The organism is Streptomyces sannanensis, assembly GCF_039536205.1.
Classification (GTDB): domain Bacteria; phylum Actinomycetota; class Actinomycetes; order Streptomycetales; family Streptomycetaceae; genus Streptomyces; species Streptomyces sannanensis.
The window spans coordinates 2609501-2631167 of record NZ_BAAAYL010000001.1 but is presented as its reverse complement, the minus strand read 5'-3'; the positions used below and the strand labels follow the sequence as shown (position 1 = coordinate 2631167).

Genomic DNA, 21667 nt, shown 5'->3' with positions numbered 1-21667 from the left:
CGCCTCGGTGCCCGCCGCGGAGCGGCTGCGGTGACATCAGCCGCTTCGCGGCGGGCACCGCAGCCGCTCCGCGGCGGGCCCTCCTCCGCCTTGCGATGCACGGCACCACGAGACATCAGCGGCTGTGCGGCGGGCGCTCCCTGATCCGGCCTGACCGGCCGCACAGGACCTACGCCGTTGCGCCGCCGCTCGCCGTGAGGCGCGCACGGACGGCTGCGGCAAGCAGGTCGGCCGCCCCCTCGTGCTGACGCAGGTAGAGGTAGGGCTCGGTGAGCTCCAGCTCGATGAGCAGCGGCTCGCCCTCGGGGGAGCGGACCAGGTCCACACGGGCGTAGAGAAGCTCGCCGCGCTCGGGTATCGCGGCCAGTACGCGTTCGGCCAGCGCCAGCTGGTCGGCTTCGGGCCGGCGGACGGTGACGTCCCCGTGCTCCTTGCGGTCGGCGACGAGCTGGGGCGCGCGCCGCACCGCGTGGCTGAACTCGCCGCCGAGGAAGAGCAGCGAGATCTCGCCCTCGTCCTCCACCATCGGCAGGTACGGCTGCACCATGGCCGTCCGGCCCGCCGAGGTGAGGGCCTTGACGTGGGCGGCGGCCACGGCCCGGTCGGCCGTACGAATGGTGTCCCGCGCGCCGGCCGAGACGGTGGGCTTCACGACCAGCTCCGGCCAGGGCGCGGCCTCCGGGGCCAACTCCTCGCCGGGGCCGACCCAGTGGGTCGGCACGATCGGAACGCCGTGCGCGGCGAGCTCGCGCAGATACGTCTTGTCGGTGTTGCGCTCCAGGACCGCGGCGGGGTTCCGCAGCAGACCGAGGCCGTCGACCCGCCGGGCCCAGTCCAGGAACTCCGCACGCCGGTCGGTGTAGTCCCACACGCTGCGGACCAGCACGAGCCCGTACCGCTCCCACGCGACCGCCGGGTCGTCCCAGACTACGACGTCGCTCTCGACCCCCTGCCGGGCCAGGGCAGACGTCACCAGGTCGGCCTCGTCGTCGGGCACCTGCCGGCTTGTCACGTAGGCCACGGAGAGGGGCTCAGAGGTCACGGGGCGCTCCAAGTGGATGTAAGGGATCAAGTGGGGGCGGAGGTCATTGCGTCATGTGAATTGAAAATCTGTCAACCGGAATTGACGCGATGCCACGCACGTTCGGCTCCTCCGCTTGAACCCAGCGGTGACGGCCCACCCAGGTGTTTACACTGGCGAGCGGCCACCTGACCGGGAACTATGGACGTGAGCACGGGTGTGGGTGTGAGCGATGAGGTGGACTCCGAGCCCTTCCTGATATCCGCGGTACGGGCCGGGGACACCGATGCTGCGGAAAGCCTGCCAACGGGCACCGACCCCGACGTACGCGACGGACGCGGAACACCCGCACTGTGCCTGGCGATCGGGACATACGCCGGAACCGCCGCCCATCTGCCGGCCGGGCACGGCGCCGACCTCGAGCAGTGCGGACCTGACGGTGTGCCCGCCGCTGCACAAGGCGGTCGACTCGGGTTCGCCGACGCTGGTCTCCGCCGTTCTGCGAGAAGAGTCCGGGTGGCGTCACCGTGAGGCCGAGCTGCTGGAGATGCGGGACCTCGCCCGGCACTGGCACGAGACCGGCGCCGAAGCGGAACCTGTCTGAGGCGGGCCCAGGCGCGATGCGCAGCGGACGGCACGAGCGCCTCATGCCCGCCAACGGCCTTAGCCTGCACACCATGTCACTCTCACCATCCTCACTCTCCTCTCCCGGTCGACCGGGCAACCACCGCCTGCTCCCGGAAGACCTGGACGCGATGCTTCGCGCAGCCGTGCGCAAGGCGTCCGACAACTTGCCGGACGACTTGCCGGACGACGAGGCGGACGACATACCGGACGACGAGGCGGACGACTTGCCGGACGACGAGGCGGACGACATGCCGGACGACGAGGCGGACGACATACCGGACGACGAGGCGGACGACATACCGGACGACGAGGCGGACGACTTGCCGGACGACGAGGCGGACGACATACCGGACGACATGCCGGACTACGATGCGGACGAACTCATGGACGAGATCCGGGCGCTCGTGCGCCCCGCCTGGCTGCTCAGCCCGGCTCGCGACGCGGCGGACCCCTCCGCCGTCGGCGGTTCACGAATAGGCGGACTGCCGGACCTGCCCGAGGGATGGGCATGGCCCACTGCCCGTCTCAAGGACGGCACAGAGGCCGCGCTCGCTTTCACCGCCCAGATCAACCTCGCCGAGGTGCCCGGCGTGGCCGACGCGGGATGGCTGCCGGCCGGCGGTTGGCTGTGGTTCTTCCGTAACGAGAAGTGGTCCGCCCAGTCCGAACCTGACCATGTCATCCTCCACGCCGACGTCCCCGCGCATGAGCTACGGGCCACCCGCCCGCCGACCGAACTGGACTACCTCAGCGACGGCGCTACCGGCTTCGAACCCGACCGTCCGATACCGGTCACCCTGCACCGGACCCTGTTCCTGACCGCGAACTACAAGTCGGGCTGGCAAAGCCTGGGTTACGGCGCGCTCGCCAAGGCCCTGGATGAGCACTTCGACGAATTCGGCGTCGGTTTCAACCTGTTCGACGACGTCCAGGATCTCCTGGTACACGCAGCCGTGGGGGACGAGCCATGGGACGCCATGCTCCTGGGCCGCCCCACCCCCTGCCCACCACCCGGAGGAGCATGCCCCTGCGGCCGCTCCACCCCCTTCGACACCCCCGGCTACAACAACCATGACGGCCCCTGCTCCTGGGCAAGCGACTCACTGCTCACCCTCTACGACCGCTGGGGCGACGGCCCGCTGGTGTTCACGGCGGATGCCACGGTCGACCCTGCCATCACCGATGGCCGCTGGTCCGGCACGGACGCATGGGTCTACTAGGACCTGCCCCAACCGTCGCCCGCCGGGACACCGCACCAGCGGTGACGGCCCGGACGACCGGCCCCGCTCGGGGCGCCGGCGCCCGGCGCTCACCGGAGAGACGGCTCCGGCCGGGATCCGGGCACGCAGGCGGTGGCCGGCACCGTGAGGTGCCGGCCACCGCGCTCCGGTGTGCCCTGGAGGCGAACCCGGTTACCGCGCCTCGCGCTCGATCTGGCGCTCGCTGAGTCGCTCTTCCCGGTTGGTCTGCTCGTCCTTGACGACGTAGGTCATTTCCTGCCCGGAGCGCTTGGCGTCCTGGATCTGGCCCGTGTGCTGCTGGCCGTCCTGGCCCCGGTACTGCACGCGGTCGCCCTTGTTGTACGCCATGAAGATCCTCCAACTGTCGATGTGGTCGGCGAGGGGGCCGGCCCGCCTCATACGGCACGTGGCACGCACCCTCTGGACGCCCCGCGATCGTGGCGGGGTGCCACGGCCCAGCACACCTCCGCCGTCGACCCCCGGCAACCTCTGTGCGCCGGACGGGTGACCGCCTCCGCGGTGCCGTCACAGCCGCCGAGATGCTGGAAGCCACCCAAGAGCATGCGTTCCAAAGGGAGTTGCGCTCACCTGAGGACGTACGCCCGGAGGACGGTCTGGACCGTGCGGTTCCCGGCGGAGTCCCAGACCTCGGCCCTGAGGGACACCAGACCGTCGGTGCCGGACGGCTCCGGGTGCCTGACCACCACCTGGAAGGCGTGGTCGTCTTTGCGTTCGGCGGTGGTGGGCTTCCAGGTGGCGCCGTCGTCGTAGGAGACCGAGACCTCGGCGCCTGGCCATCGCGGTCGAGCCGGTTCAGCCTGAGGGCGTCCAGTGGCAGGTCGTAGCCGAGCCTGATCGCGGCTGTTGTCCCGGCACCGGGCACAGCCCGCACAGCCGGGGACGTTTCGGCCTGGCGGCGGGCGAGGCAGCAGGCCGGTGCGGGTATCGCGTCACGCCGTGCGGTGTGCGACGTCGGGAACGGTCCCGCTTTCCGCGCCATCAGATGCGCGGGCGGGCAGGGCCGGCTTCAGTTCCTCGAGTAGCCGCTGGGCACGTCGTGCCTCGGTGGCGCGGTGCTGGCCGCGGTAGAGATCGAAGGCCCGGCTCAAGACGTCATGGGCGTCGGCGGGCCGGTCCGTAGCCCGATACACATCGCCCATGCAGGCCAGCGCGTCGGCCTCCTCGTACTGGTCGCCCAGCCGGCGGCGTAGCGTGAGGGCCCGGCCGTAGTGGTCCAGGGCCTGTGCGTGCGACCCGCTGTGGTGGGCGATGTAACCGAGGCTGTCCAGGGTGAAGGCCTCGCCTTCCAGGAAAGCGTGTCGGCGGCACAGGGCCAGAGCGCGTTCGCAGTAGTCCCGGGCCTGGTCGTGGTGACCGAGGTGGGCGTGATACCAGCCCACCGCGTTGAGGGCCTCGGCCTCCCGGTGAGGGTCGCCGAGGACTTCCCGGAAGCGCAGGTTGCGCACGGCGTGTGACAGCGCCTCGGCGTGGTCACCGTGCCGTTCCCACGCGAGCGCGAAGTTCAGGTGCGTCTGGGCCTGGCCCGCGCGGTCGCCGGCCCGCTCGTACAGGGCGATGGCGCGCCGCAGGTGTTCCAGGGCCTCTGCGTGCTGGTCGAGGGGGATGCGGGCGCGGGCGAGGAGCCGGTGGGCCAGGGCCATGGAGGCCGGTTCCTCCAGGACTTCGAGAGCGGGCAGGGTGGACCGCAAGGTTGTGATGCGGTCGAGCAGCCACCCTCGCCGCCACTGGAAGGTGTCCAGGGCCCAGGCGAGCTGCCAGGCCTGGGCGTGCAGGCCGTGCTCCAGAGCGAACCGGTGGACCGCGAGGAGGCAGAGGTGCTCGGCCTCGAACCAGGCCATCGCTGCGTCCACGTCCTCGACGTGGAGGGCGCCGACCGCGGAGGCGGTCCGGGGTCCGGCGAGCGGAGTCCGCTGCGGGGAGAGTAATCGGTCGCAGGCCAGGGCGGTGGTCGCATTGAAGCCGACCAGCCGGTGCAACGCGGCCTGCCGTACGTCGTCAGGCAGGTCGTGCCCGCGCTCCGTGGCATAGAGCCGGACCAGATTGTGCATGCGGTAGCGACCGGGGATGTTTTGCTGGACGAGATGGGCCGACTCCAGGGTGCGCAGGAGGACCCGGGCACGGGGAGCGGGGAGTGCGGTGAGGCGGGCGGCGGCGGACAGGCTGATGTCCGGTCCCGGCGCCAGTCCCAGCAGCGCGAAGGTCTGTGCGGTGCTGTGGTCGAGGACCCGGTACGAGGTGTCGAAGACGGCCCGGAGGTCGGTGGCGAGGTCACCGGCGTTGAGTGCGTCGAGACGGCAGGCGGCGTCGTGGAGCTCCGAGGTCAGGACGGTGAGGGGAAAGTCGGGCCGAGCGGCGGCGCGGGCCGCGACGATGCCGAGGGCGAGCGGCAGTCCCGCGCACCGGCGAAGGAGGCCGCTGACCGCGTCCGGTTCGGCTGCCACCCGGTCGTGGCCGAGGGCGTGGACAAGAATCTGGCGGGCGTCGTCGTCGGGGAGCGTACCGAGGTCCAGGTACTGGCATCCGTGTGTGGCGGTCAGGCCGCTCAGGTGGCTCCGGCTGGTCACCATGACGGTGCACGTGGCACTGCCGGGCAGCAGCGGCCGGATCTGGTCGGCGCCGCGGGCGTTGTCCAGCATGATCAGCATGCGCCGGCCGGCCACGAGGGAGCGGTACAGTGCGGCCAGAGCCTCGGGGTCGGCCGGCATCTCCTGAGTGTCGATGCCGAGGGCATCTAGGAACCCGCGCAGCACCATGCCGGGCGGCATGGGCTCGGAGGACGGGTCGAAGCCGCACAGATCTGCGTAGAGCTGCCCGTCGGGGAAACGGTCGAGGTGTTCATGGGCCCAGCGCAGCGCCAGCCAGGTCTTGCCCATGCCACCGACGCCGCCGATGGCTGAGATGACCACGACGGCTCTGTCGTCCGCTGGCTCCTTCAACAAGCCGTCCAGAGAAGCGAGTTCGCGGTCACGTCCGATGAAGGTCGCCGGCGGCGCCGGAAGCTGCCGTGGGACCGGGCGGACGGCGGCCGCCTCGTCGACCGCGACGCCGGGGCCCGGCGCGAGGTCCAGGGCCGGATCCGCGCCGAGGATGCGCTGGTGGAGGAGGCGAAGTGCCGGTCCGGGGTCGGTACCCAGCTCTTCCACCAGCCGCCCCCGGATCGACTGATAGTGCGTCAGGGCATCGGCACCGCGCCCGCCGCGGTACAGGGCGAGCATGAGCTGGCCCGCAACGCGCTCGTCCAGTGGTTGGGCCTCGGCCCGGGCGAGGAGTTCGACCAGTATCCGGTCGTGCTGTCCCAGTCGGAGACGGGCGTCGGCCAGGTCCAGCTCGGCGGTCAGCCGCTCGCGGTCGAGGAGGTCCCGCCGGCTGTCGAACCACGGCGTGTCGATGCCCGTGAACGCCTCGCCGCGCCACAGCCCGAGTGCCTTCTCCCACAGGGCCGCCGCCTGCCCGGCGTCGCCTTGCCCACGTGCCCGGCTGGTCAGGTCACGGAACTGGTGCATGTCCACCCGGTGGGGATCAACAGTCAGGCGGTAACCGGCTGGAGTGCGCTCGATGTCGGTGGCGCACATTTGCGACAGCACCCGCCTGAGCCGGGAGACGTACCCGTACAGGGCCTCTCGGCCCCGCCTCGGCGGTGCTTCACCCCATGCCCGGTCCACCAGGACGTCCGCCGGAACGGCGTTGCCGGCATCGACGAGCAGGGCCGCGAGCACCCGCTGCTGCTGCGCGTGACCCACGTCCGCCGGCACCCCGTCCCGCCAGGCCGCGATGGTGCCCAGGACTCCGAACCACACCGTCATCCCCGCCCCCGTCATGATCAGTGATCACCTGTCTACCCGCCACCGAGCTTGCGCTGCCATCCCGATTCAAGACTTTCCGAAGGTTTCCCGAAGGCGCCTCCGGCACGTTGGGACGCGCACCGACCCGATCCCTTCGGTGCACGTAACCCATTCGATGAGGAGGGCACATTGATCAGACGCACGCTGGTCAGGACGCTTGGAGCAGCGGCCATGACGGGGGCGGCCGTGATGGGCCTGGCCGCCGCCCCGGCGGCCGCGGCGGTTCAGAACTGGACCCAGCTCAACTACTCGTTCCCCAACGAGGCCGGTGTCTCGTACGAGGCCGTTACGGACAGCTTCGAGATCTGGGACAACAACCGGGACAACCTGCAGGTCTACGCCCAGTGGAACTACAAGGGGATCTCCGACAGCTGGACGACGTACTGGGTGCCCGCCGACTACCCGTACAGCTACACGGTCGACCGGGACCTCACGGAGGGACGCGTCATCTACCTCCGCGTCTGCAAGAGCGTGCCGAACGCCGCCGACCCCTGCTCCACGACCGTCGAGACGGGCACGTGACCGGCGTGCGCGATCGGGTCGGCCCCACGGGCTGAGTCCGGTCGCGCCCGCCGACTTGCCACGGGGGGCGCCCAGCCCGGCGACGGGGGTACGGCGGGGTGGGCGGGGAGTGGTACGGCGGCCGTGGACCGGCCGCCGTACCACGTCTTTGGCGAACGCTCATCCCCAATGCACCGTCTGCAGGACATGCCTTCACGGCAACACGACTTCAGAGTCCAGTCACGGCTGTTGCCCCGGCACCGGGCCTGGCTGGACGGCCGGGGGATGCTTCGATCACGCGAGTGCCGCACGTCAACGGCACTCCCGGGCGCGGTAACCGGCCCCGCTGAGCAGCTCGATCCGCTGACCGTCGCCCTCCTTCAGTACGTACAGTGCGCCGTCCTCGGGCGTCCATCCTCGGGGGACGAGGAAGAGCCGGTCGCCCGAGACATGGAACAGGCGCAACCCGGCGTACTGATAGGAGTACCGGCTCCCCTTGTCGGTGACACGGCGGTAGCAGCTGCCGCCGCCCCGGATCATCAGGTCCTTCTCGCTGAAGACGACGACGGCGGGGAACCCGGTGTCAATGGTGCTGATGGTCAGGGCCGCCCGGCCGCGTCCGGCGATTCCGGCGTACGCGTAGACCGCCCAGAACAGCGCCAGCACGCAGACGGCGAGGCTCAGCGCCCATAAGCGCACGTCACGGCGGCCGCGCGTGCGTGCATAGGTGTTGAGGACGAAGCCGCAGATCATGGCCAGCGGCAGCAGCAGGTCGAACAGCCAGGGACTGAGGGGATACAGCGGGACCATCACGAGCGGCACGGTCCAGGCAAACCGCAGCACCCGCACGGCCGCGGCGGTCCGGGACGGCTCGCGGACGAGCCGGCGGTGCAGCCCGAGCGCCGCGAGGGCGGCGGCTGCGGCGATCCAGGCGGGAATGTACAGGGCGCTGACGCTGCGGAGCAGATAGTCACTGGTGGAGAGGTGGAAGACGGTGTCGCGGAGGCCGAGTGCCTTGGTCTCGGCATCGGTGCTGGCCCAGCCGAAGTAGAAGAGGACAGCGGTGAGGAGGGACAGCAGAGATCCCACGGCTCCGACGATCTCGACCCACCCGGGTCTCCCCGTTCCTTCGCCGTCCCTGGCGCCTGGCTCCGGCTCAGGCTGCGGTTGTGGCGCCGGGTCCGGCTCCGGGTCTGGCTCTGGGCCCGGAGCCGGGTCCGGCTGCGGCGCCGGGTCCGGTTGTGGTGCCGGGTCTGGCTCCGGGTCTGGCTCTGGGCTCGGCGCCGGGTCCGGCCGCGGTTCTGGGTCCGGCTGCGGTGCCGGTGTCGGCTGTGGCTCTGGGCTGGGCTCCGGTTCCGGTGTCGGCCGGTGCCTGCCCGGCCACCGCCATCCGAGCCGACGCCGGCCCCGTGCGGGCTCGGGGTCCGGCTGCGGGGCCGTCCGCGGCTCCGGCTGCGGGGCTGGGTCCGGCTGTGGGTCCCGCTGTGGGTCCGATGGCGGCTCCGGCTGCGGTGCCGCTGCAGCCGTACGGCGCCGTAGACGGCGAAGCCAAGGGCGTGGAGCGGGCGCCGACGGCTCGCTCATGAGGTCGGCTTCCCGGGAGTCCCGGGTGACGACGATGCCGGCGATTCGGTCGTCGGCGTGATGGACGAGGGCGGTGGGCTCTCCTCCCAGACGATGGTGAACGCGCTCCTCCTTGTGACCTCGGCCCCGCTCTTCGTACGAATCGTCAGGTCGATCTTCGTCGGATGCCCTTCGATTTCCTCCGGGAGGTTGAACGAAAGGGCTGCGTCCTTGCAGCACCCCTCCACGAAGAGATCCAGAACGAGTGGCTCCGCCAGCTCCTTGGCGTTGAGGACCGCGGCAACCGGCGCATCCGGCCAAGTGCCCGAGACCCCGATGTTCGTATTGGGCTTGGCGGCCGAACCGTCGATATGTACGGCCGAGATCTCGACCTTGCAGGCCGTCTCACCCTTCGGCGCAGCCAGCAGCACCACGGGAGCGTCCGGGTGTGTCCCGTAGTACTCGACGAACCGCTTCAGCACGTCGTAGGCGTCCCCGTCCTTGCACTGCCAAGGTTCGCCGCCCGGCTTGTAGTCGGCCTTGCGCAGCGCGTCCACGGCCGACTTCGCGATGTCCATTCCCTTGGGATCTCCCCGCGACGCCAGGCAGACCCCCGCCAGCCCCTCGGCCACCTTCCAGCCCTCGACGAAGGAAGTGTGGGGCTTGCCGGCTTCGTCGTATGCCAACGTGCAGTTCCCTGCATGGAGCACGTCGTAGATGCTGTCCGGCTCGAACTGCTCGTCCGTGTTCGGGGAGTCCGGGCCCCACGGCAGCCATCCTGGCGGTTTGCTCTTGTCGCCCTTCCCGCTGCTGGTGTCGCCGGTGCTGCTCCCGCCCTTCTCGCCGTCCCGGCCACTGCTGTCACCGCCGCCTGTGGAGGACCAGGTCTCGCCACCCCTGTCGTCGCCCCCGTTCCACGGTCCGCCGTTGCCGCTGCCTCCGGTCGAACCGTCCCCGGCGGTACTGCCCGCTGACGGTCCGACAGTGCTGCCGGGCTTGGCCACGTCGGACGATGCGAGGCCCCGCACCGCGAAGAAGAGAGCCACCACCAGGACGAACCCGGCGACAGCGAAGGCCCAGATCGGTATCTGTACGGACCCTGAACCGGAGCGAGCGGCCATGGTGTACCCCCCGTAGCACGTACTCACATCATGAGTCCGCACCACGACGTCGGGAAGCCTGCTACACGGGCATTCACCCCGCGGGTTTACGGCGTCAGGGCACAATCGACGGCGCCCGGACGAACGCGACGGCGAGGCCGGGACCGACGCTGTGAAGCCCAGCTGCGAGCCGACCCCGAACGTGCCCCGGGATGAGGGGTTCAGGGCTTCGGCTCGACCGGGAACGGCAGCTGCGTCGCCCACTCGGCAAGCGCCCCCGCCGCGCGTTCCTGGAGGTCAGCTTCGACGGCGACCTCCGCCGGCAGCCCGCGCTCGGCGTTGGGTAGCGCCGGCTCCCGGTAGAACTGCAGATCTTCGAAGCCATTGACAGCTGCATCACGGCTGTTGGCCGCGTACACAAGGCGCGGAATACGGGCCCGGTAACAGGCAGTCAGGCACATCGGGCACGGCTCGATGCTGGAGTACATGACGGCGTCCTCCATCAGATTCCGGCCGAGCTTCTGCCCCGCCGCGCGCAGCGCCATGACCTCGGCGTGCGCGGTCGGGTCGCGCAGCTCCACGACGGAGCTGGTGCCCGTACCCACCACCTCCCCGTCGATCACGACGAGCGCACCGAAAGGCGTCTTGCCCTCGTCCTCCAGTGCGTGCCGCGAGATGGAGACGGCCTGTTCGAGGAACGTGCGGTCGTGTGAGTTCTCCGGAGAGCAAGGGCCGGAGTCGGCAGCCGTGCATCGAACTCTCACTCGAATGAGTGGTGCCTTTGACCTGGCATCACTACGGTGAGTGAGGGAGAATGAAGGGTAGGTAACCCGCCCGTGCGGCGGGGGTCGGCCATCGCAGGGGGTGATGGGGGATGACCACCAGTCGGGCTCCCGGCCCGGTGACGCCGGACGAATGGGCCGCGCATCTGAGCACCGCCGTGCCGTGCGCGCAGACAGCCGTACTGCTGGAAGGACTCGACGTCGAGGAGCTGTCCCGCGCCGGGATGATCGACGCCCTGGGGGCGTGGGAGCGGCACCGGGCCTGGCTGGACGGCCGGCAGGTGCGTCTCCTCGCCGCGCTGGACACGAAGATCGACGAGGAGCTTCCCGAGGGCTGGACCGAGCAGGTGCAGGCCGAGTGGAACGCCGCGGTCGAGGAAGTAGGCTGCGCCCTGAAACTCGCGGGCTCCACCGCCGCCGACCGTCTCGGGGTCGCCCGCGCCCTCGAGGCCCGTCATCCCACCACACTGGGCCTGCTGGAGGCCGGGGACATCTCGTACCAGCAGGCGAAGGCGGTCACCGAGGCCTGCGAGGTGCTGTCTCCCGAAGTGGCGGCCCAGGTCGAGGAAGCGGTAGCGCCCAAGCTGCCCACGCTGGCGGCCGGGGCCACCCGGCGCCTGCTGGCGAAGACCGTCGTCCACGCCGACCCCGACGGCGCGGCCGAACGTCATGAACGGCGCAAGCGCGAACGGGAGATGGTGCACCACCCCCGGCACGACGGGATGGCCCTGTTCGGCGCGATCGTCCCGGCGGAACAGGCCGCCCGCATGGACGCCGCCGTCGACGCGCACGCGGCGACCTTCACCGACCCGTGCCGCACGGCCGACCAGAAGCGGGCGGACGCCTTGGTCGACCTGATTCTCAACCGCCCCACCGCAGAAGGGGAAGCCACCTCGGGCGGACGGACGGCAGCAGTCGTGCAGGTCACTGTCCCCCTCAACGTTCTGCTCGGCGTCGAGGGCGGAGTGGCGGACCTCAAGGGCTACGGCCCCATCACCGCCGGCCAGGCCCGCGAGATCGCCTTCGCCGAGGGCACCGTCTGGCGCCGCCTGATCACGGCCCCGGACACGGGTCTGCTGATCAAGACGGACCCCACCACCTACAAGCCCACCGCGGAGACCGCCCGTCACGTCATCGCCCGCGATGCGCACTGCACGTTCCCGCACTGCAACCAGCCCGCCCACCGCTGCGACCTGGACCACCGGGACCCCTTCAACCACCACGTCCCCGAGGCGGGCGGCCAGACCACCCCGGACAACCTCCACCCGCTGTGTCGCCGCCACCACCTGCTCAAAACCCACCACCCCGGCTGGACCGTCACCCGTGCCCCCGACACCGGCGTGACCCACTGGACGAGCCCCACGGGCCACCGCTACGAGGCCCCGCCTCACACGTACTTGGAATGACTGCGCCAGGAACACCGCAGGCCCGACGCGAAGTGCAGTGTGCGCCGGGTCGGCAACTCACGTGCGTCTTCGGTCTACAGCCGTGATGTTCATCGCTGCTCCTCAACGGCTTGTATCAACGCTGCCGATCTCTGCGGGCTCACAGCTTCGGCTCGACGGGGAAGGGCAGCTGTGCTGCCCACTCGGTCAGGGCCTCCGCCGCGCGGTCCTTCAGCTCCCCTTCGACGGCGACCTCCACCAGCAGACCACGTTCCGCGTTGGGTAGCGCCAGCTCCCGGTAGAACTGCAGATCTTCGAAGCCATTGACGGCTACATCACGGCTGTTGGCCGCGTACACAAGGCGCGGAATACGGGCCCAGTAACAGGCAGTCAGGCACATCGGGCACGGCTCGCTGCTCGAGTACATGACGGCGTCTTCCAGCAGATGCCGGCCCAGACTTTGTCCCGCCGCGCGCAGCGCCATGACCTCGGCGTGCGCGGTCGGGTCGCGCAGCTCCACTACGGAGCTGGTGCCCGTACCCACCACCTCCCCGTCGATCACGACAAGCGCCCCGAAGGGCGTCTTGCCCTCGTCCTCCAAGGCGTGCCGCGAGATGGAGATGGCCTGCTCTAGGAACTTGCGGTCGTGTGAGTTCTCCGGGGCGTAGGGCAAGAGACTCTCCCTCTCCTCACATGTGGACCGAGGGATCACCGTCACCGAACGGGCCTGCCAGATCCACGTCGTAGCTGGTCAGTGGTGTTGTGGCGGCTGCAGTACCGACAATGTGCAGGGCTTGTGACGCCCGCTCGCGGTCGGACCAACGGCCGCCTTCCAGCAGTTCGACCATATCCGGTACGGGCGCCGAGGTCTGGTCCCCGCGGATGATGAGGCGGTGTATGCGTGGGGCCGGGCCCGACAGCAGGGCGCCGGTGGCAGCCAGCCGGTAGTGCCATGCGTCGAAGGCCTTCTGCACGGCGTCTGCGTCGGCCTCTCGGCTCGTTGCCGCCGGGAGGTTGTGGAGTACGAGCCGGGTGATCCGAAGCGAGACACCGCGTCGTAACTGCGCCGCCATCACCACCGAGTCGACCTCATTGCGCAAGGTAAGCCGTCGCGGGCGCAGCCAGTCGAGACCGCACTGCACGATGACGGCGGCCTCGACGGCCGGGTCTGCGAGGCGCGCGACGCGCTGGCGCCAGATATCGGGGTTCATCGGCTATCCCGGGTATGTGCACCGACAAGCTGCATCACCTGGAGCCCGGTGGCGATGGCCTCGCAGGGGTCGCCGTTGCCGTCTGCGCCAGGCAGTACGCGGGCGGCGAGTGCGGCAGCGGCCGACAGCGCAGGCACGGGCAGCGCGCCGAGGAAGGCCCGTAGCTCGACGTCGGACTCACCAGGCGCAAGGGGCGCAAGCCGGCAGGCGATGGCGAGGACCAGGGCGGACGGCCTTTCGTGTGGCTCGGTACGTGGTGCTGGTACGCGCAGTGTGGTGCGGGCCGCGCGGGTACGTATCTGCTCCCACGACGAGTCGGCCGGATCCGTACCGCTCATGAGTGTCAGCAGCGCTTCGTGCGCCTCGTCGGCCGTCGTGAACCAACGGTGTGTGGCGAAGGTGCGCAGATACGCACCAAGTAGCTGCGGGTCCGGCGTGAACTCAGGGCGTACCAGCTCAGGCGGATGCACAAGCCGGGTATCTCGCAGCGTGGCGATGGCACCGACGGAGACAAGCGCCCAGAACCGGTCGTACCCGGCGGGCGACCCGAAGGCCTGGCGGGCGGCGTCCGCTGCCTGGCCGGTGGCGGGGTCCTGGTCCCCATACAACGCCTCTCGCATCGAACTGAGGATGGAGGCGCCATCCCAGTAGTTCCCCATGAACTTCCGTCCGGTGAGGAACTGATACATGCCGTAGAAGGCACTTGCCTGGTGTGCCCCATGGAACTCGGTGAAGTCCCTGGCCCACAGGATCATCCCGACCGGATCATCGAGGACAGAGACGGCCTCCTCGGGCGTGCTCACGGTCTTGGGATCGGGATCGACGCACTGCAGGATGCGTAACCGGCAGTCCACGGACATCGCGACGAGTTCACGGGCGGCCCGGCTGGAGGCGATTCCACGCACGGACATGATGGTGGAGGCGCTGCCGAGCCAGGCGAGATAGCGACTGGTGACGCCCAGCGCGGTAGCAGCGTCGGGCAGCGCGCGAGCCTGGCTCAGTACGGACGCGACCAGGGAATCGGCGCAGCCGACGACGACGATCGGATCAGCCCCACGGACGAGCGCGGCCCGGCACAGGCGGTGCAGCACCTCAAGGTGCAGGGCGACGGCGTGCTCATTGGCGGGCGCGTCCACCTTCGCCTCGACGAGCTGGCCGACGAGGTTACGCATTCCCGAAGGATCGTTTCCGCTAATGACCTGATCGAGGGCGCCGAGATACGCCGCCACGGTGGGGTCGTCGCCGAGTTCACCGTCGCGCACCCTGCCGAGCCCCTGTGCGAGGGTCTGCCGTAGCAGCCGATTGCGCCCGCCGACGCTGGCGAGCCCGAATAGCCGCACGAAGGAGAAGACGCCGAAGACGTTGGCAAGGAGGAAGAGCAGGGCGCCGTAGGTGGTGCTCCTGTCGCTTTGCCCGAGGAGCCCGCACGCGATGAACATGACGGCGATCCAGCCGATCAGCACCCACTCACGGAAGGCGATATGGCTGTCGATGGCCCGCAGCGAGGGCCAGTTACTCGCGGCTGAAAACGTGATCGCGAAGATCACGGCCTCGCCGGTCAGCAGCGTGGCGAAGAAGGCAACGGTGAACTGCGTGGCGTCGACGGCGTCATCGGTCTTGACGGGCCAGGTCCACGCGACGCCGGCGAGCACGATGGAACACACCGCGACGGCGACCTGCCGACGTAAGAGCCCCCGCCCCATGCTGCTGCCCGCCCCCCCTGAGCCTCACGCTGTGGCGATCAACTCTGCCAGCAGGCAGAGGCGTTGCCAACCAGGCCCGGTAGCCTGCGGACGGATCAGCCGAGGCGGCCTGCCCGTACTGCCCCGACGAAGTCAGCCCAGGAGCGAGCAGCGAAGGCCAGCCGCGGCCCGAGCAGGTCCTTGCTGTCGCGGACAGCCGTTTCGGCGCCCACACGGGCGGTTTCCACACACTCCGTGCCGCTGCCGCCGTTGTATGAGGACTTGATCCACTGGACGTTGTCGCTATCCATCGCAGCTCCTCGCAGGCCGGATTGATGAGCGCGGCGGACCCGTCGCCCCGCTGTGTTTCGGACAGCGCGAGGCCTGAGGTTCACGCCGGCTTCTGATTCCTCAAAGCCATCAGGAATCCGTTCCAAGCGGTCTCGCTGAAGGCCAGACGGGGGCCAGCCGGCTGCTTGGAGTCCCGGACCAGGGCGAGGTGCGGAACGTAGGCAGTCTCGACGCACTCCGTCTCGTTGGCTCCGCTGTACGAGGACTTGAACCAGGCCGTATCCGGCACGGGGTTGTCGCTCTGGTGCATCACATCTCCTTGCGTACGCGCTCAATCAAGGCCGACGACGCGGCCATGTCCAACGCTTGTGCGCGAAGGTAGTCGAACGCAAGTCTGTATCGCTCCAACTCCTCATCCTTCTCCATGAAGAGCGAGCCGACGTGAAGGTCCACGTACACGACGTCGAGCGAGGGCTCCTTGCCGCCGATCATCACGAAGCTCCCGAGCGCCGCCGCGTGAGCGCCCTTGGCGAAGGGCAGCACCTGGAGCGTGATGTGGTGGGATTCGTTCGCCCGCAGCAAGTGGCTGAGCTGCTCGCGCATGATCTCGCGTGAACCGACCACACGCCGGATCACGGACTCGTCCAGGATTGCCCAGAGGTGCGGCGGCTCCGGCCGGGCGAGGATCTCCTGGCGCTTCATGCGGATGTCCACCAGGCGCTCAATGTCCTCCGGTGCGCGCCGGAGCTCGTTGGCCTGCTGGACCGCCGTGGTGTAGTCGCGCGTCTGCAGGAGTCCCGGCACGTAAAGGCATGAGAAGTGGTCCTCCCGGACGGCTTCATCCTCAAGGGTGAGCAGCAGGTTCATACTCTCCGGGATTCGGTCGGCGAAGGAACTCCACCACCCTTGCTGCTTGGCGTCCTTGGCGAGACCGACGACGGCCTCACGCTCGGCCTCAGTCGCCTCGTACTCGCGGCAGAGTGCGTCGATTACCAGCCACTTCACCGGGCCGGTCTGTGTCTCGTACCGGCTGACGGTGGCCTTCGATACGCCGACGAGCTGGCCGGCCTCTTCCAGCGTCATCCCCTTGCGGGCTCGGAGCTTGCGCATCATCGCGCCGAGCTGTCGGCGACGCGTTGTGGTCCTAGCGGACATGCGGCTTCCTCCCCGGCCGCCGGGTGCTGGTCGGCGGCCGCAAACAGGCTAGGCAAGCGTGGAGTTGATAGACCACCGGATTCACCCGATGGATTCTCGTGAGAAGTTACATGGCGGGACTTCTCGCTGCCATACTCGCCAGCAGTAGCGCTACGCAGCGTCGCCGTACGGGCACGGTGGGCGCAGCGCTGTCGTGGCGCGGAAGGGAGTGTCTTCCATGCCCAACCACGGAATCCCCGGATCGCGACTCCGAAGCGTGCTGCCGTTCACGGCGGCGCCGGCGGAACTGCGTCACTTGAGGAAGGCGGTGCGGTCGACCCTCGGCCAGTGGGGTTTGCGGCCGGTGGCCGATGAGACGGAACTGGCCGTCAGCGAGCTGGCGACGAACGTCATCAAGCATGTCGGGGAGGGGGCGGCGGCGACTCTCGTTCTTGAGGCCTTCCAGCACGTGCTGCGCGTGGAACTCCACGATGACAGTCACGCGGTGCCGGCTCTGACCTCAGTCGACAGTGATACGGAGTGCGGGCGGGGGCTCCACCTGCTGTCCGCGTTGTCCGCAGGATGGGGCACGCTCGTAACAGCAACCGGCAAGGCGGTGTGGTGCGAGCTGGCACTGGAACCCTCGAGTCAGTGCGTACGGGTCCAGCGGGCGGCGGCTGTGCTTGAGGAGTACCGCAGGACGGCCGGGAGCAGGAACGTCGTGCCGACTTACACGGTCCTGGAGGAGTCTGTGACCGACATCATCGCCGACCTGCTCCACTGGCTGGCTGCTCAGGGCGGGGACCCGGACGACATCCTGGACCGGGCTCAGATGCACTTCGAGGCTGAATGGGAGGCGGCCTGAGCGCCACGACGACGGTCCAGCCTGCAGCGGTCTGGACGGGACTGCTGGCAGCTATCGAATGGCCCGCCCGGAGAAGAGCGTCAGCGTCATCAGGCATGCCGGACTCGTGCGGTTCCAGCGTGATGCGTATGACGTCATCTTGGTGTCGGTGTGGCCGTTGATGCCGATGACCGTGTCTGCCATCTGGATCTGCTGCTCGCGCAGCAGCACGATGGATGCTGCGCTTTCTAGAGGGGGCAAGACCATCGAGGCGTCCTGAATCTGGGAGCCCGTGTGGTTCGTCTGGCTTGCAAGCCGAGTGCGGCGGCAAGCTGCCGGGCAGCGGCCACATCGCGCGCCCTCCGCTGCCAGTTCCTCAGATCAGAGGGACCGGCAGCGGAGTCACGCTGACCACTCGACGCGACAGCCGGGCCACCGGCCTGCCCACCACGGCCCCGATAAGGAGAAGCGTGCACACGGCCAGCGCCGAAGCCGACCGATCATCCGAACGGGAGCGAGGGCACGCCCAGCACAACAGGGTCTGAGCTCAGTAGTCGTACTGGAGCTTGATCGCGGCTTCCAGCTCTTCGTGCAAACCGAGCGCGGACGCGAGGACATGTATGCCCAGCCGTGGCGGCACGGCGTTGCCAATCTGCTGGGCAATGACGCTGCGTGCACCGGGAGCGTCGACGTCGTCGCCGTTTTCGCGTCGCCACGGATAGTCCCGGGGGAACGTTTGAAGTACACCCAGCTCAGCGAGCGAGAACACCCCGAGGTCCCGGCCACGCCAGTCGAGCTTGTTGCGTGAACCCTTGCCGGTCACGGTGGCGGAAGGCTCGTCGTACCGGCGTCGTCCTCGTGCCTTCGGGTTACCGCCGGTGCCGTAGTTGGAGACCACCTCGAAGCAGTCCGTTCGCCCGAGCGCCTCCCGCATTGTCACCCAGGGAAGGCGGGATGAATTCCCCGAATTTCGATTGGCACCCTTCCTGTAACGTCGGTGAGAAGGCTCGGGAATCTCCGGCGCCTCCTCGATCTTCGCGCCATCGCCCGCCCAGCGGGCAATCAGAATGGCGCGACGACGGGTCTGAGGAACCCCGAACTCCTCGGTGTGGAGGATCTCCGGGTCGGCTACCGTGTAGCCCTTGCTCTTGAGGATCTCCCCGAACGCCTGCCAGACCGGGAGTACCGCACGAACCTGTTCGAGGACGATCGCCTGGTAAGGCCGTCCGTCGATGAGCGCCTCAAGTGCCCACCGCAGCGGTTCCAGGACCAGTCCGGTACGTTCGTCGCTGAGCTGCTTGAGGTCGTCGCGAATCGCCGCGAACTCCTCGTCGTGGCGCCCCGGCTGCACGGCAGCATAACGATTCGCGAATTCAAGAACCTGATCGAGCGCGGCCCTTCCTTCACCGTTCCCGGCGACGGTGAAGGTCTGACACGGCGGCCCGCCGGCCAACACGTTGGCGTCTTCGAAATCGCTCGGCTTGAAATCGCGTACATCCCCGTTTTTCGTCGGGAGGCCGGCTGCCGTGCGTGTAGCGCAGGCGTCGTCGTCCCACTCGATACCGACGACGACCGGAACGCCGAGCGCCTGCGCTGCCACGTCCAGCCCTCCCGGGCCGGCGAACAGGTCGATGATCTTGAAGGGCGCAGGCACGCGGTTTCCTTGCGGTTCTGGAGGTGCGGGAGAGCTCCGGTCCATGCCCGCTCTCCCGTCGTCGCGGACACAGATCGCCCCTATGCTAGCCGGCGGGATCGGTTCTTCGAACCGGATGGCCAGGTGACGCCGCCTATACTCGCTCGGCAGCCTTGAGCGCGCAGGCGATCGCGCGGCCCACGGCCTCGGCGACCGGCGGTGGCAGAGCATGGCCGACCTGCCTGTACTCGGCTGTCTTGCCGCCAGCGAGCTGCCAATCGTCGGGGATCGCCTGGATCATCGCCGCCTGCCTCACCGTGAGCTTGGGGTGCCCGTCCGCCGGGAAGCCGGCGCCCGGGGGATCATCTGCCAGGCTGTTGCCGTCGACTCCCAGAGCGTTCCAGGCTCGCTTGCTTCCGGTGGGGCCCAGGTCCGCCCCGCCTCGGTTCTCCGAGCCACCTACGAGTGCGGGCGCCACGCGATCGGCTCGCGCGGACCAGGTGTCGGCACCGGGCCAACCGTGGCTGGCCATGGAAGCACCGAGCACTTCACCAACGGTCGGCGCGGGCGTGCCGGTGGGCTCCGGCCAGAAGAAACCGGAACTGAAAGGTTCGAGGAGAGCGACGAGGAATCCGCTTTTCCGGTGCTGGGGCACGCCGAAGTCAGCGGCATCGAGTACCGCCCAGTTCGAATGGTAGCCGGCTTGCGCCAGCTCGGCTTCGATCCGGGAACGGTCAGCGGCGAAATCGGGACTCGCGACGAGGTCGGCGAGGTTCTCGAGGAGAACTGCCTTGGGCCGGAGGAGGTTCACCAGTCGCAGGGCGGCTTCGAGCACCTTGCGTGGCTCCTCGTCGTCGGCCCTGCGCCCTGCGGCTGCCGACTTGATTCGAGGCAGGCCGCCGCTGAGCAGGTCCAGCTGTAGCGCCTCTCGGTGCTGCAGAGGGTCGAAGTCCCCGATCTCGCTGCAGCGCACGTTCCAGTGGGGGCGATTGAGGGAGATGGTCGCGCACGCTTTGGGGTTGCGGTCGAGTAGGAGGATCGGCTCGAAGCCCGCGCGTTCGAGCCCGAGTGCCTGAGCTCCAGACCCGGCGCAGATCTCCAGCGAGGAGAGCCGTGACGATGCCTCATGCTGAGCATCACCCGTTGACCGGGCGGCGGACTGCGACGGGACCGGCGCGGAGGCCTGATCCGATATTCCTGGCGAGGGGGACTCCGGCAAGGACACTCTTAGCAGCGCTGTCACCGATCCCTGTGCGACGGTCCGAAGTTCCTCATCGAGTGCATGTTCCTCGATTCCGTCGAAGAGAACGAACGGGGCGAGTCGCAGCATTCTCTTGAGGAAGTCGCGCAGAGCTTCGCGTTCGTTTAGGCCATGCAGATCGAGTGTGTTCCAGACCCGCAGGATGGCCTTCACCGTGTGCGGGCTTCCGCCGAGTGCCGCTCGCCGGGCATAGATCTGGTCGAAGGCGGCCTCACCGAGGATTCCGATTGCTCCGTAGGGGTCCGAGTCCCCCGAGGAGTGCACGAGCTGAGCCCGCCACCACAGCCGACCGAAGACGTGTCGGGTGAGATCCGTGCCGAGGATGCGGTCCTTGGGTGGTTGGGGATAGCGCCAGTAGGCCACGTCCGGCAGCAGGACCAAAGCCAGGAAGGCCCACACGTCCCGCGCAGCGGCTTCGGCGGGGACCAGTCCCATCTCCGAGTGCAACAAGGCCGCGAGCCGGATGTCGAACTCGGCATTCCGTGCGCGACCGGCCGGCTCTGGAAATCCGGCATTCGCGGCGAGATCCAGCACCAGGCCTCGCAACCGGTTGAGTTGGGCCTCGGAGATCCGGTCGCCTCCGGTCGCGACGTAGACGGCGGAGTCGTGGGACGTGGCCTTCCGCTTCGTGAGCTGGGCAAGCGAGAGTTGGCCGTATTCATCGAACAGGCGCCGAGCCTGGTCGGCGAGCAGCCGGGGGTAGAGATAGCTCATCGCGACACCTCGAAGATCTTCACGGCTTCCTGGACTTCCGAGGCGAACAGGCTCGGTGACTGCTGTCGGCGTAGCCTCATGTCACTGATCGAGCGGCCGGGAAAGAGTTGGTCGAACAGAACCGTCAGGGTCACCCCGAGGGACTCGGCCGGGAAGTCGGCGCCATCGACGAACTCGTCAAGTGACAGCGCGTGTTCGATCATGGTCCGTGCGGTGTCAGCGTACACCGCGGACAGCACGATCCTGTCGATGTCTCGTGGCTTGCCCGCGTTCTCGAAGGCAGTGGCGACGGCCGTGTTCCGCTCGTTGACCAGTAGAAGCAGCGAGCCCATGGTCGCGCTCTCCAGATTGCCGCTGATCTGCAGGTGCCAGGCCGCACCGTCTGGAAAGGAGGTCCGTCCGAAGTCGATCACCGCCATCGGAAATTGCGGCGCATCGCCCTGAAGCCTCAGGGGCGCGCGGTGGCTCCACAGGACCGATCCGGCGCGGCGCGGCGCGGACGGACGGCCGTTGCTCTGGCCTTCAGCGAGTAGAAGGGCCGTGTCCAAGAGAAGGAGTCCACCCAGATCGGACCCTCGAAGCCGGATGTCGAGCGAGATGGTGGCCGACCCGCTGCCCGATAGGCGGACGTGTTGGGCCGGGCCGCTGAGGTTGGAGCCGGTGGCCGTCCAAACGGCGGCGAGCATGAGCACGGCTTCGGGCGGGAGTCCTGCCTGGGAGCGTGCTCGGTCCAGGTCGATCCGGACCGTTCTACGCAGGTGCAGATCCATCTGGTAGTCCCAGTCAGGCAGCGCCTCGGGCATGGGGGCGTGGC

General features: G+C 68.9%; 22 protein-coding genes. 5 read left to right on the top strand and 17 right to left on the bottom strand.

What is annotated here, in order from left to right:
* Positions 1–169: 169 nt before the first annotated feature.
* Positions 170–1042 carry an ATP-grasp domain-containing protein gene (locus tag ABD858_RS12350; protein ID WP_345036565.1) on the bottom strand — a complete coding sequence of 291 codons (873 nt, stop codon included), beginning with the start codon at positions 1040–1042 and terminating at the stop codon, positions 170–172.
* A gap of 418 nt (positions 1043–1460) precedes the next feature.
* Between ABD858_RS12350 and ABD858_RS12345 the strand changes: the two genes are divergently transcribed.
* The gene (locus ABD858_RS12345; RefSeq protein WP_345036563.1) at positions 1461–1625 is read left to right on the top strand and encodes a hypothetical protein; all 165 of its coding nucleotides are present in this window, start codon (positions 1461–1463) and stop codon (positions 1623–1625) included.
* A gap of 73 nt (positions 1626–1698) precedes the next feature.
* Entirely contained in the window at positions 1699–2868 is a 1170-nt protein-coding gene (locus tag ABD858_RS12340) for a DUF1963 domain-containing protein (RefSeq protein ID WP_345036561.1), read from the top strand.
* 192 nt (positions 2869–3060) lie between these two features.
* Here ABD858_RS12340 and ABD858_RS12335 read toward each other — a convergent pair whose 3' ends face one another.
* The 3 genes from ABD858_RS12335 to ABD858_RS12325 all read right to left on the bottom strand — a co-directional run bounded on the left by ABD858_RS12335 (position 3061) and on the right by ABD858_RS12325 (position 6728).
* On the bottom strand, positions 3061–3237 hold the full coding sequence (locus tag ABD858_RS12335) for a hypothetical protein (RefSeq protein WP_345036559.1): 177 nt from the start codon (positions 3235–3237) through the stop codon (positions 3061–3063).
* A gap of 236 nt (positions 3238–3473) precedes the next feature.
* Entirely contained in the window at positions 3474–3596 is a 123-nt protein-coding gene (locus tag ABD858_RS12330; protein WP_345036556.1) for a hypothetical protein, read from the bottom strand.
* Between the two features lie 243 nt (positions 3597–3839).
* A complete protein-coding gene (locus ABD858_RS12325; RefSeq protein WP_345036554.1) occupies positions 3840–6728 on the bottom strand; it encodes an AfsR/SARP family transcriptional regulator in 2889 nt (962 codons plus the stop codon).
* Positions 6729–6881: 153 nt separating this feature from the next.
* Here ABD858_RS12325 and ABD858_RS12320 point away from each other — a divergent pair, with 153 nt between their 5' ends.
* On the top strand, positions 6882–7274 hold the full coding sequence (locus ABD858_RS12320; RefSeq protein WP_345036552.1) for a hypothetical protein: 393 nt from the start codon (positions 6882–6884) through the stop codon (positions 7272–7274).
* 291 nt (positions 7275–7565) lie between these two features.
* On the opposite strand, the gene ABD858_RS12315 is transcribed toward ABD858_RS12320, so the two are convergent.
* The 3 genes from ABD858_RS12315 to ABD858_RS12305 all read right to left on the bottom strand — a co-directional run bounded on the left by ABD858_RS12315 (position 7566) and on the right by ABD858_RS12305 (position 10680).
* Positions 7566–8342, bottom strand: coding sequence for a hypothetical protein (locus ABD858_RS12315; RefSeq protein WP_345036550.1), 777 nt, complete (start codon positions 8340–8342; stop codon positions 7566–7568).
* A gap of 491 nt (positions 8343–8833) precedes the next feature.
* Positions 8834–9937: a hypothetical protein gene (locus ABD858_RS12310; protein WP_345036547.1), complete on the bottom strand. Its 1104-nt coding sequence runs from the start codon at positions 9935–9937 to the stop codon at positions 8834–8836.
* Between the two features lie 200 nt (positions 9938–10137).
* Positions 10138–10680: a nucleoside deaminase gene (locus tag ABD858_RS12305; protein ID WP_345036545.1), complete on the bottom strand. Its 543-nt coding sequence runs from the start codon at positions 10678–10680 to the stop codon at positions 10138–10140.
* Positions 10681–10790: 110 nt separating this feature from the next.
* Here ABD858_RS12305 and ABD858_RS12300 point away from each other — a divergent pair, with 110 nt between their 5' ends.
* The gene (locus ABD858_RS12300) at positions 10791–12104 is read left to right on the top strand and encodes an HNH endonuclease signature motif containing protein (RefSeq protein ID WP_345036543.1); all 1314 of its coding nucleotides are present in this window, start codon (positions 10791–10793) and stop codon (positions 12102–12104) included.
* Between the two features lie 139 nt (positions 12105–12243).
* Here the strand turns inward: ABD858_RS12300 and ABD858_RS12295 are convergent, their stop codons facing one another.
* The 6 genes from ABD858_RS12295 to ABD858_RS12270 form a co-directional block, all read right to left on the bottom strand.
* Positions 12244–12756, bottom strand: coding sequence for a nucleoside deaminase (locus ABD858_RS12295; RefSeq protein WP_345036540.1), 513 nt, complete (start codon positions 12754–12756; stop codon positions 12244–12246).
* Between the two features lie 16 nt (positions 12757–12772).
* Positions 12773–13294 (bottom strand): hypothetical protein, encoded by a 522-nt coding sequence (locus ABD858_RS12290; RefSeq protein WP_345036538.1) that lies wholly within the window; start codon positions 13292–13294, stop codon positions 12773–12775.
* Positions 13291–14997 carry a hypothetical protein gene (locus ABD858_RS12285; RefSeq protein ID WP_345036536.1) on the bottom strand — a complete coding sequence of 569 codons (1707 nt, stop codon included), beginning with the start codon at positions 14995–14997 and terminating at the stop codon, positions 13291–13293. The genes ABD858_RS12290 and ABD858_RS12285 overlap by 4 nt, the downstream gene beginning before the upstream one ends.
* Before the next feature lie 95 nt (positions 14998–15092).
* Positions 15093–15287 carry a DUF397 domain-containing protein gene (locus tag ABD858_RS12280; RefSeq protein WP_345036534.1) on the bottom strand — a complete coding sequence of 65 codons (195 nt, stop codon included), beginning with the start codon at positions 15285–15287 and terminating at the stop codon, positions 15093–15095.
* Positions 15288–15367: 80 nt separating this feature from the next.
* Positions 15368–15577, bottom strand: coding sequence for a DUF397 domain-containing protein (locus ABD858_RS12275; RefSeq protein ID WP_345036532.1), 210 nt, complete (start codon positions 15575–15577; stop codon positions 15368–15370).
* Positions 15577–16422, bottom strand: a complete 846-nt coding sequence (locus tag ABD858_RS12270; RefSeq protein ID WP_345036530.1) for a helix-turn-helix domain-containing protein — start codon at positions 16420–16422, stop codon at positions 15577–15579. The genes ABD858_RS12275 and ABD858_RS12270 overlap by 1 nt, the downstream gene beginning before the upstream one ends.
* A gap of 217 nt (positions 16423–16639) precedes the next feature.
* Between ABD858_RS12270 and ABD858_RS12265 the strand changes: the two genes are divergently transcribed.
* A complete protein-coding gene (locus ABD858_RS12265; protein ID WP_345036527.1) occupies positions 16640–17266 on the top strand; it encodes an ATP-binding protein in 627 nt (208 codons plus the stop codon).
* A 51-nt stretch (positions 17267–17317) separates the two neighbouring features.
* Here ABD858_RS12265 and ABD858_RS12260 read toward each other — a convergent pair whose 3' ends face one another.
* The 4 genes from ABD858_RS12260 to ABD858_RS12245 all read right to left on the bottom strand — a co-directional run bounded on the left by ABD858_RS12260 (position 17318) and on the right by ABD858_RS12245 (position 21656).
* Complete coding sequence (locus ABD858_RS12260; protein ID WP_345036525.1) at positions 17318–17512, bottom strand: hypothetical protein; 195 nt, start codon at positions 17510–17512, stop codon at positions 17318–17320.
* 280 nt (positions 17513–17792) lie between these two features.
* Entirely contained in the window at positions 17793–18899 is a 1107-nt protein-coding gene (locus tag ABD858_RS12255) for a DNA cytosine methyltransferase (RefSeq protein ID WP_345036523.1), read from the bottom strand.
* A gap of 133 nt (positions 18900–19032) precedes the next feature.
* Positions 19033–20853 carry a DNA cytosine methyltransferase gene (locus ABD858_RS12250; RefSeq protein ID WP_345036521.1) on the bottom strand — a complete coding sequence of 607 codons (1821 nt, stop codon included), beginning with the start codon at positions 20851–20853 and terminating at the stop codon, positions 19033–19035.
* The gene (locus ABD858_RS12245; RefSeq protein WP_345036519.1) at positions 20850–21656 is read right to left on the bottom strand and encodes a hypothetical protein; all 807 of its coding nucleotides are present in this window, start codon (positions 21654–21656) and stop codon (positions 20850–20852) included. Before ABD858_RS12245 ends, ABD858_RS12250 begins: the two co-directional genes overlap by 4 nt.
* Positions 21657–21667 lie beyond the last annotated feature (11 nt).

What these genes read in the sequence shown, in the direction of transcription:
- ABD858_RS12340 (WP_345036561.1), top strand. Translation starts at nt 1,699, where the DNA reads ATGTCACTCTCACCATCCTCACTCTCCTCTCCCGGTCGACCGGGCAAC.
- ABD858_RS12335 (WP_345036559.1), bottom strand. Translation starts at nt 3,237, where the DNA reads ATGGCGTACAACAAGGGCGACCGCGTGCAGTACCGGGGCCAGGACGGC.
- ABD858_RS12325 (WP_345036554.1), bottom strand. Translation starts at nt 6,728, where the DNA reads ATGACGGGGGCGGGGATGACGGTGTGGTTCGGAGTCCTGGGCACCATC.
- ABD858_RS12310 (WP_345036547.1), bottom strand. Translation starts at nt 9,937, where the DNA reads ATGGCCGCTCGCTCCGGTTCAGGGTCCGTACAGATACCGATCTGGGCC.
- ABD858_RS12300 (WP_345036543.1), top strand. Translation starts at nt 10,791, where the DNA reads ATGACCACCAGTCGGGCTCCCGGCCCGGTGACGCCGGACGAATGGGCC.
- ABD858_RS12290 (WP_345036538.1), bottom strand. Translation starts at nt 13,294, where the DNA reads ATGAACCCCGATATCTGGCGCCAGCGCGTCGCGCGCCTCGCAGACCCG.
- ABD858_RS12285 (WP_345036536.1), bottom strand. Translation starts at nt 14,997, where the DNA reads ATGGGGCGGGGGCTCTTACGTCGGCAGGTCGCCGTCGCGGTGTGTTCC.
- ABD858_RS12280 (WP_345036534.1), bottom strand. Translation starts at nt 15,287, where the DNA reads ATGGATAGCGACAACGTCCAGTGGATCAAGTCCTCATACAACGGCGGC.
- ABD858_RS12275 (WP_345036532.1), bottom strand. Translation starts at nt 15,577, where the DNA reads ATGCACCAGAGCGACAACCCCGTGCCGGATACGGCCTGGTTCAAGTCC.
- ABD858_RS12270 (WP_345036530.1), bottom strand. Translation starts at nt 16,422, where the DNA reads ATGTCCGCTAGGACCACAACGCGTCGCCGACAGCTCGGCGCGATGATG.
- ABD858_RS12265 (WP_345036527.1), top strand. Translation starts at nt 16,640, where the DNA reads ATGCCCAACCACGGAATCCCCGGATCGCGACTCCGAAGCGTGCTGCCG.
- ABD858_RS12260 (WP_345036525.1), bottom strand. Translation starts at nt 17,512, where the DNA reads ATGGTCTTGCCCCCTCTAGAAAGCGCAGCATCCATCGTGCTGCTGCGC.
- ABD858_RS12250 (WP_345036521.1), bottom strand. Translation starts at nt 20,853, where the DNA reads ATGAGCTATCTCTACCCCCGGCTGCTCGCCGACCAGGCTCGGCGCCTG.
- ABD858_RS12245 (WP_345036519.1), bottom strand. Translation starts at nt 21,656, where the DNA reads ATGCCCGAGGCGCTGCCTGACTGGGACTACCAGATGGATCTGCACCTG.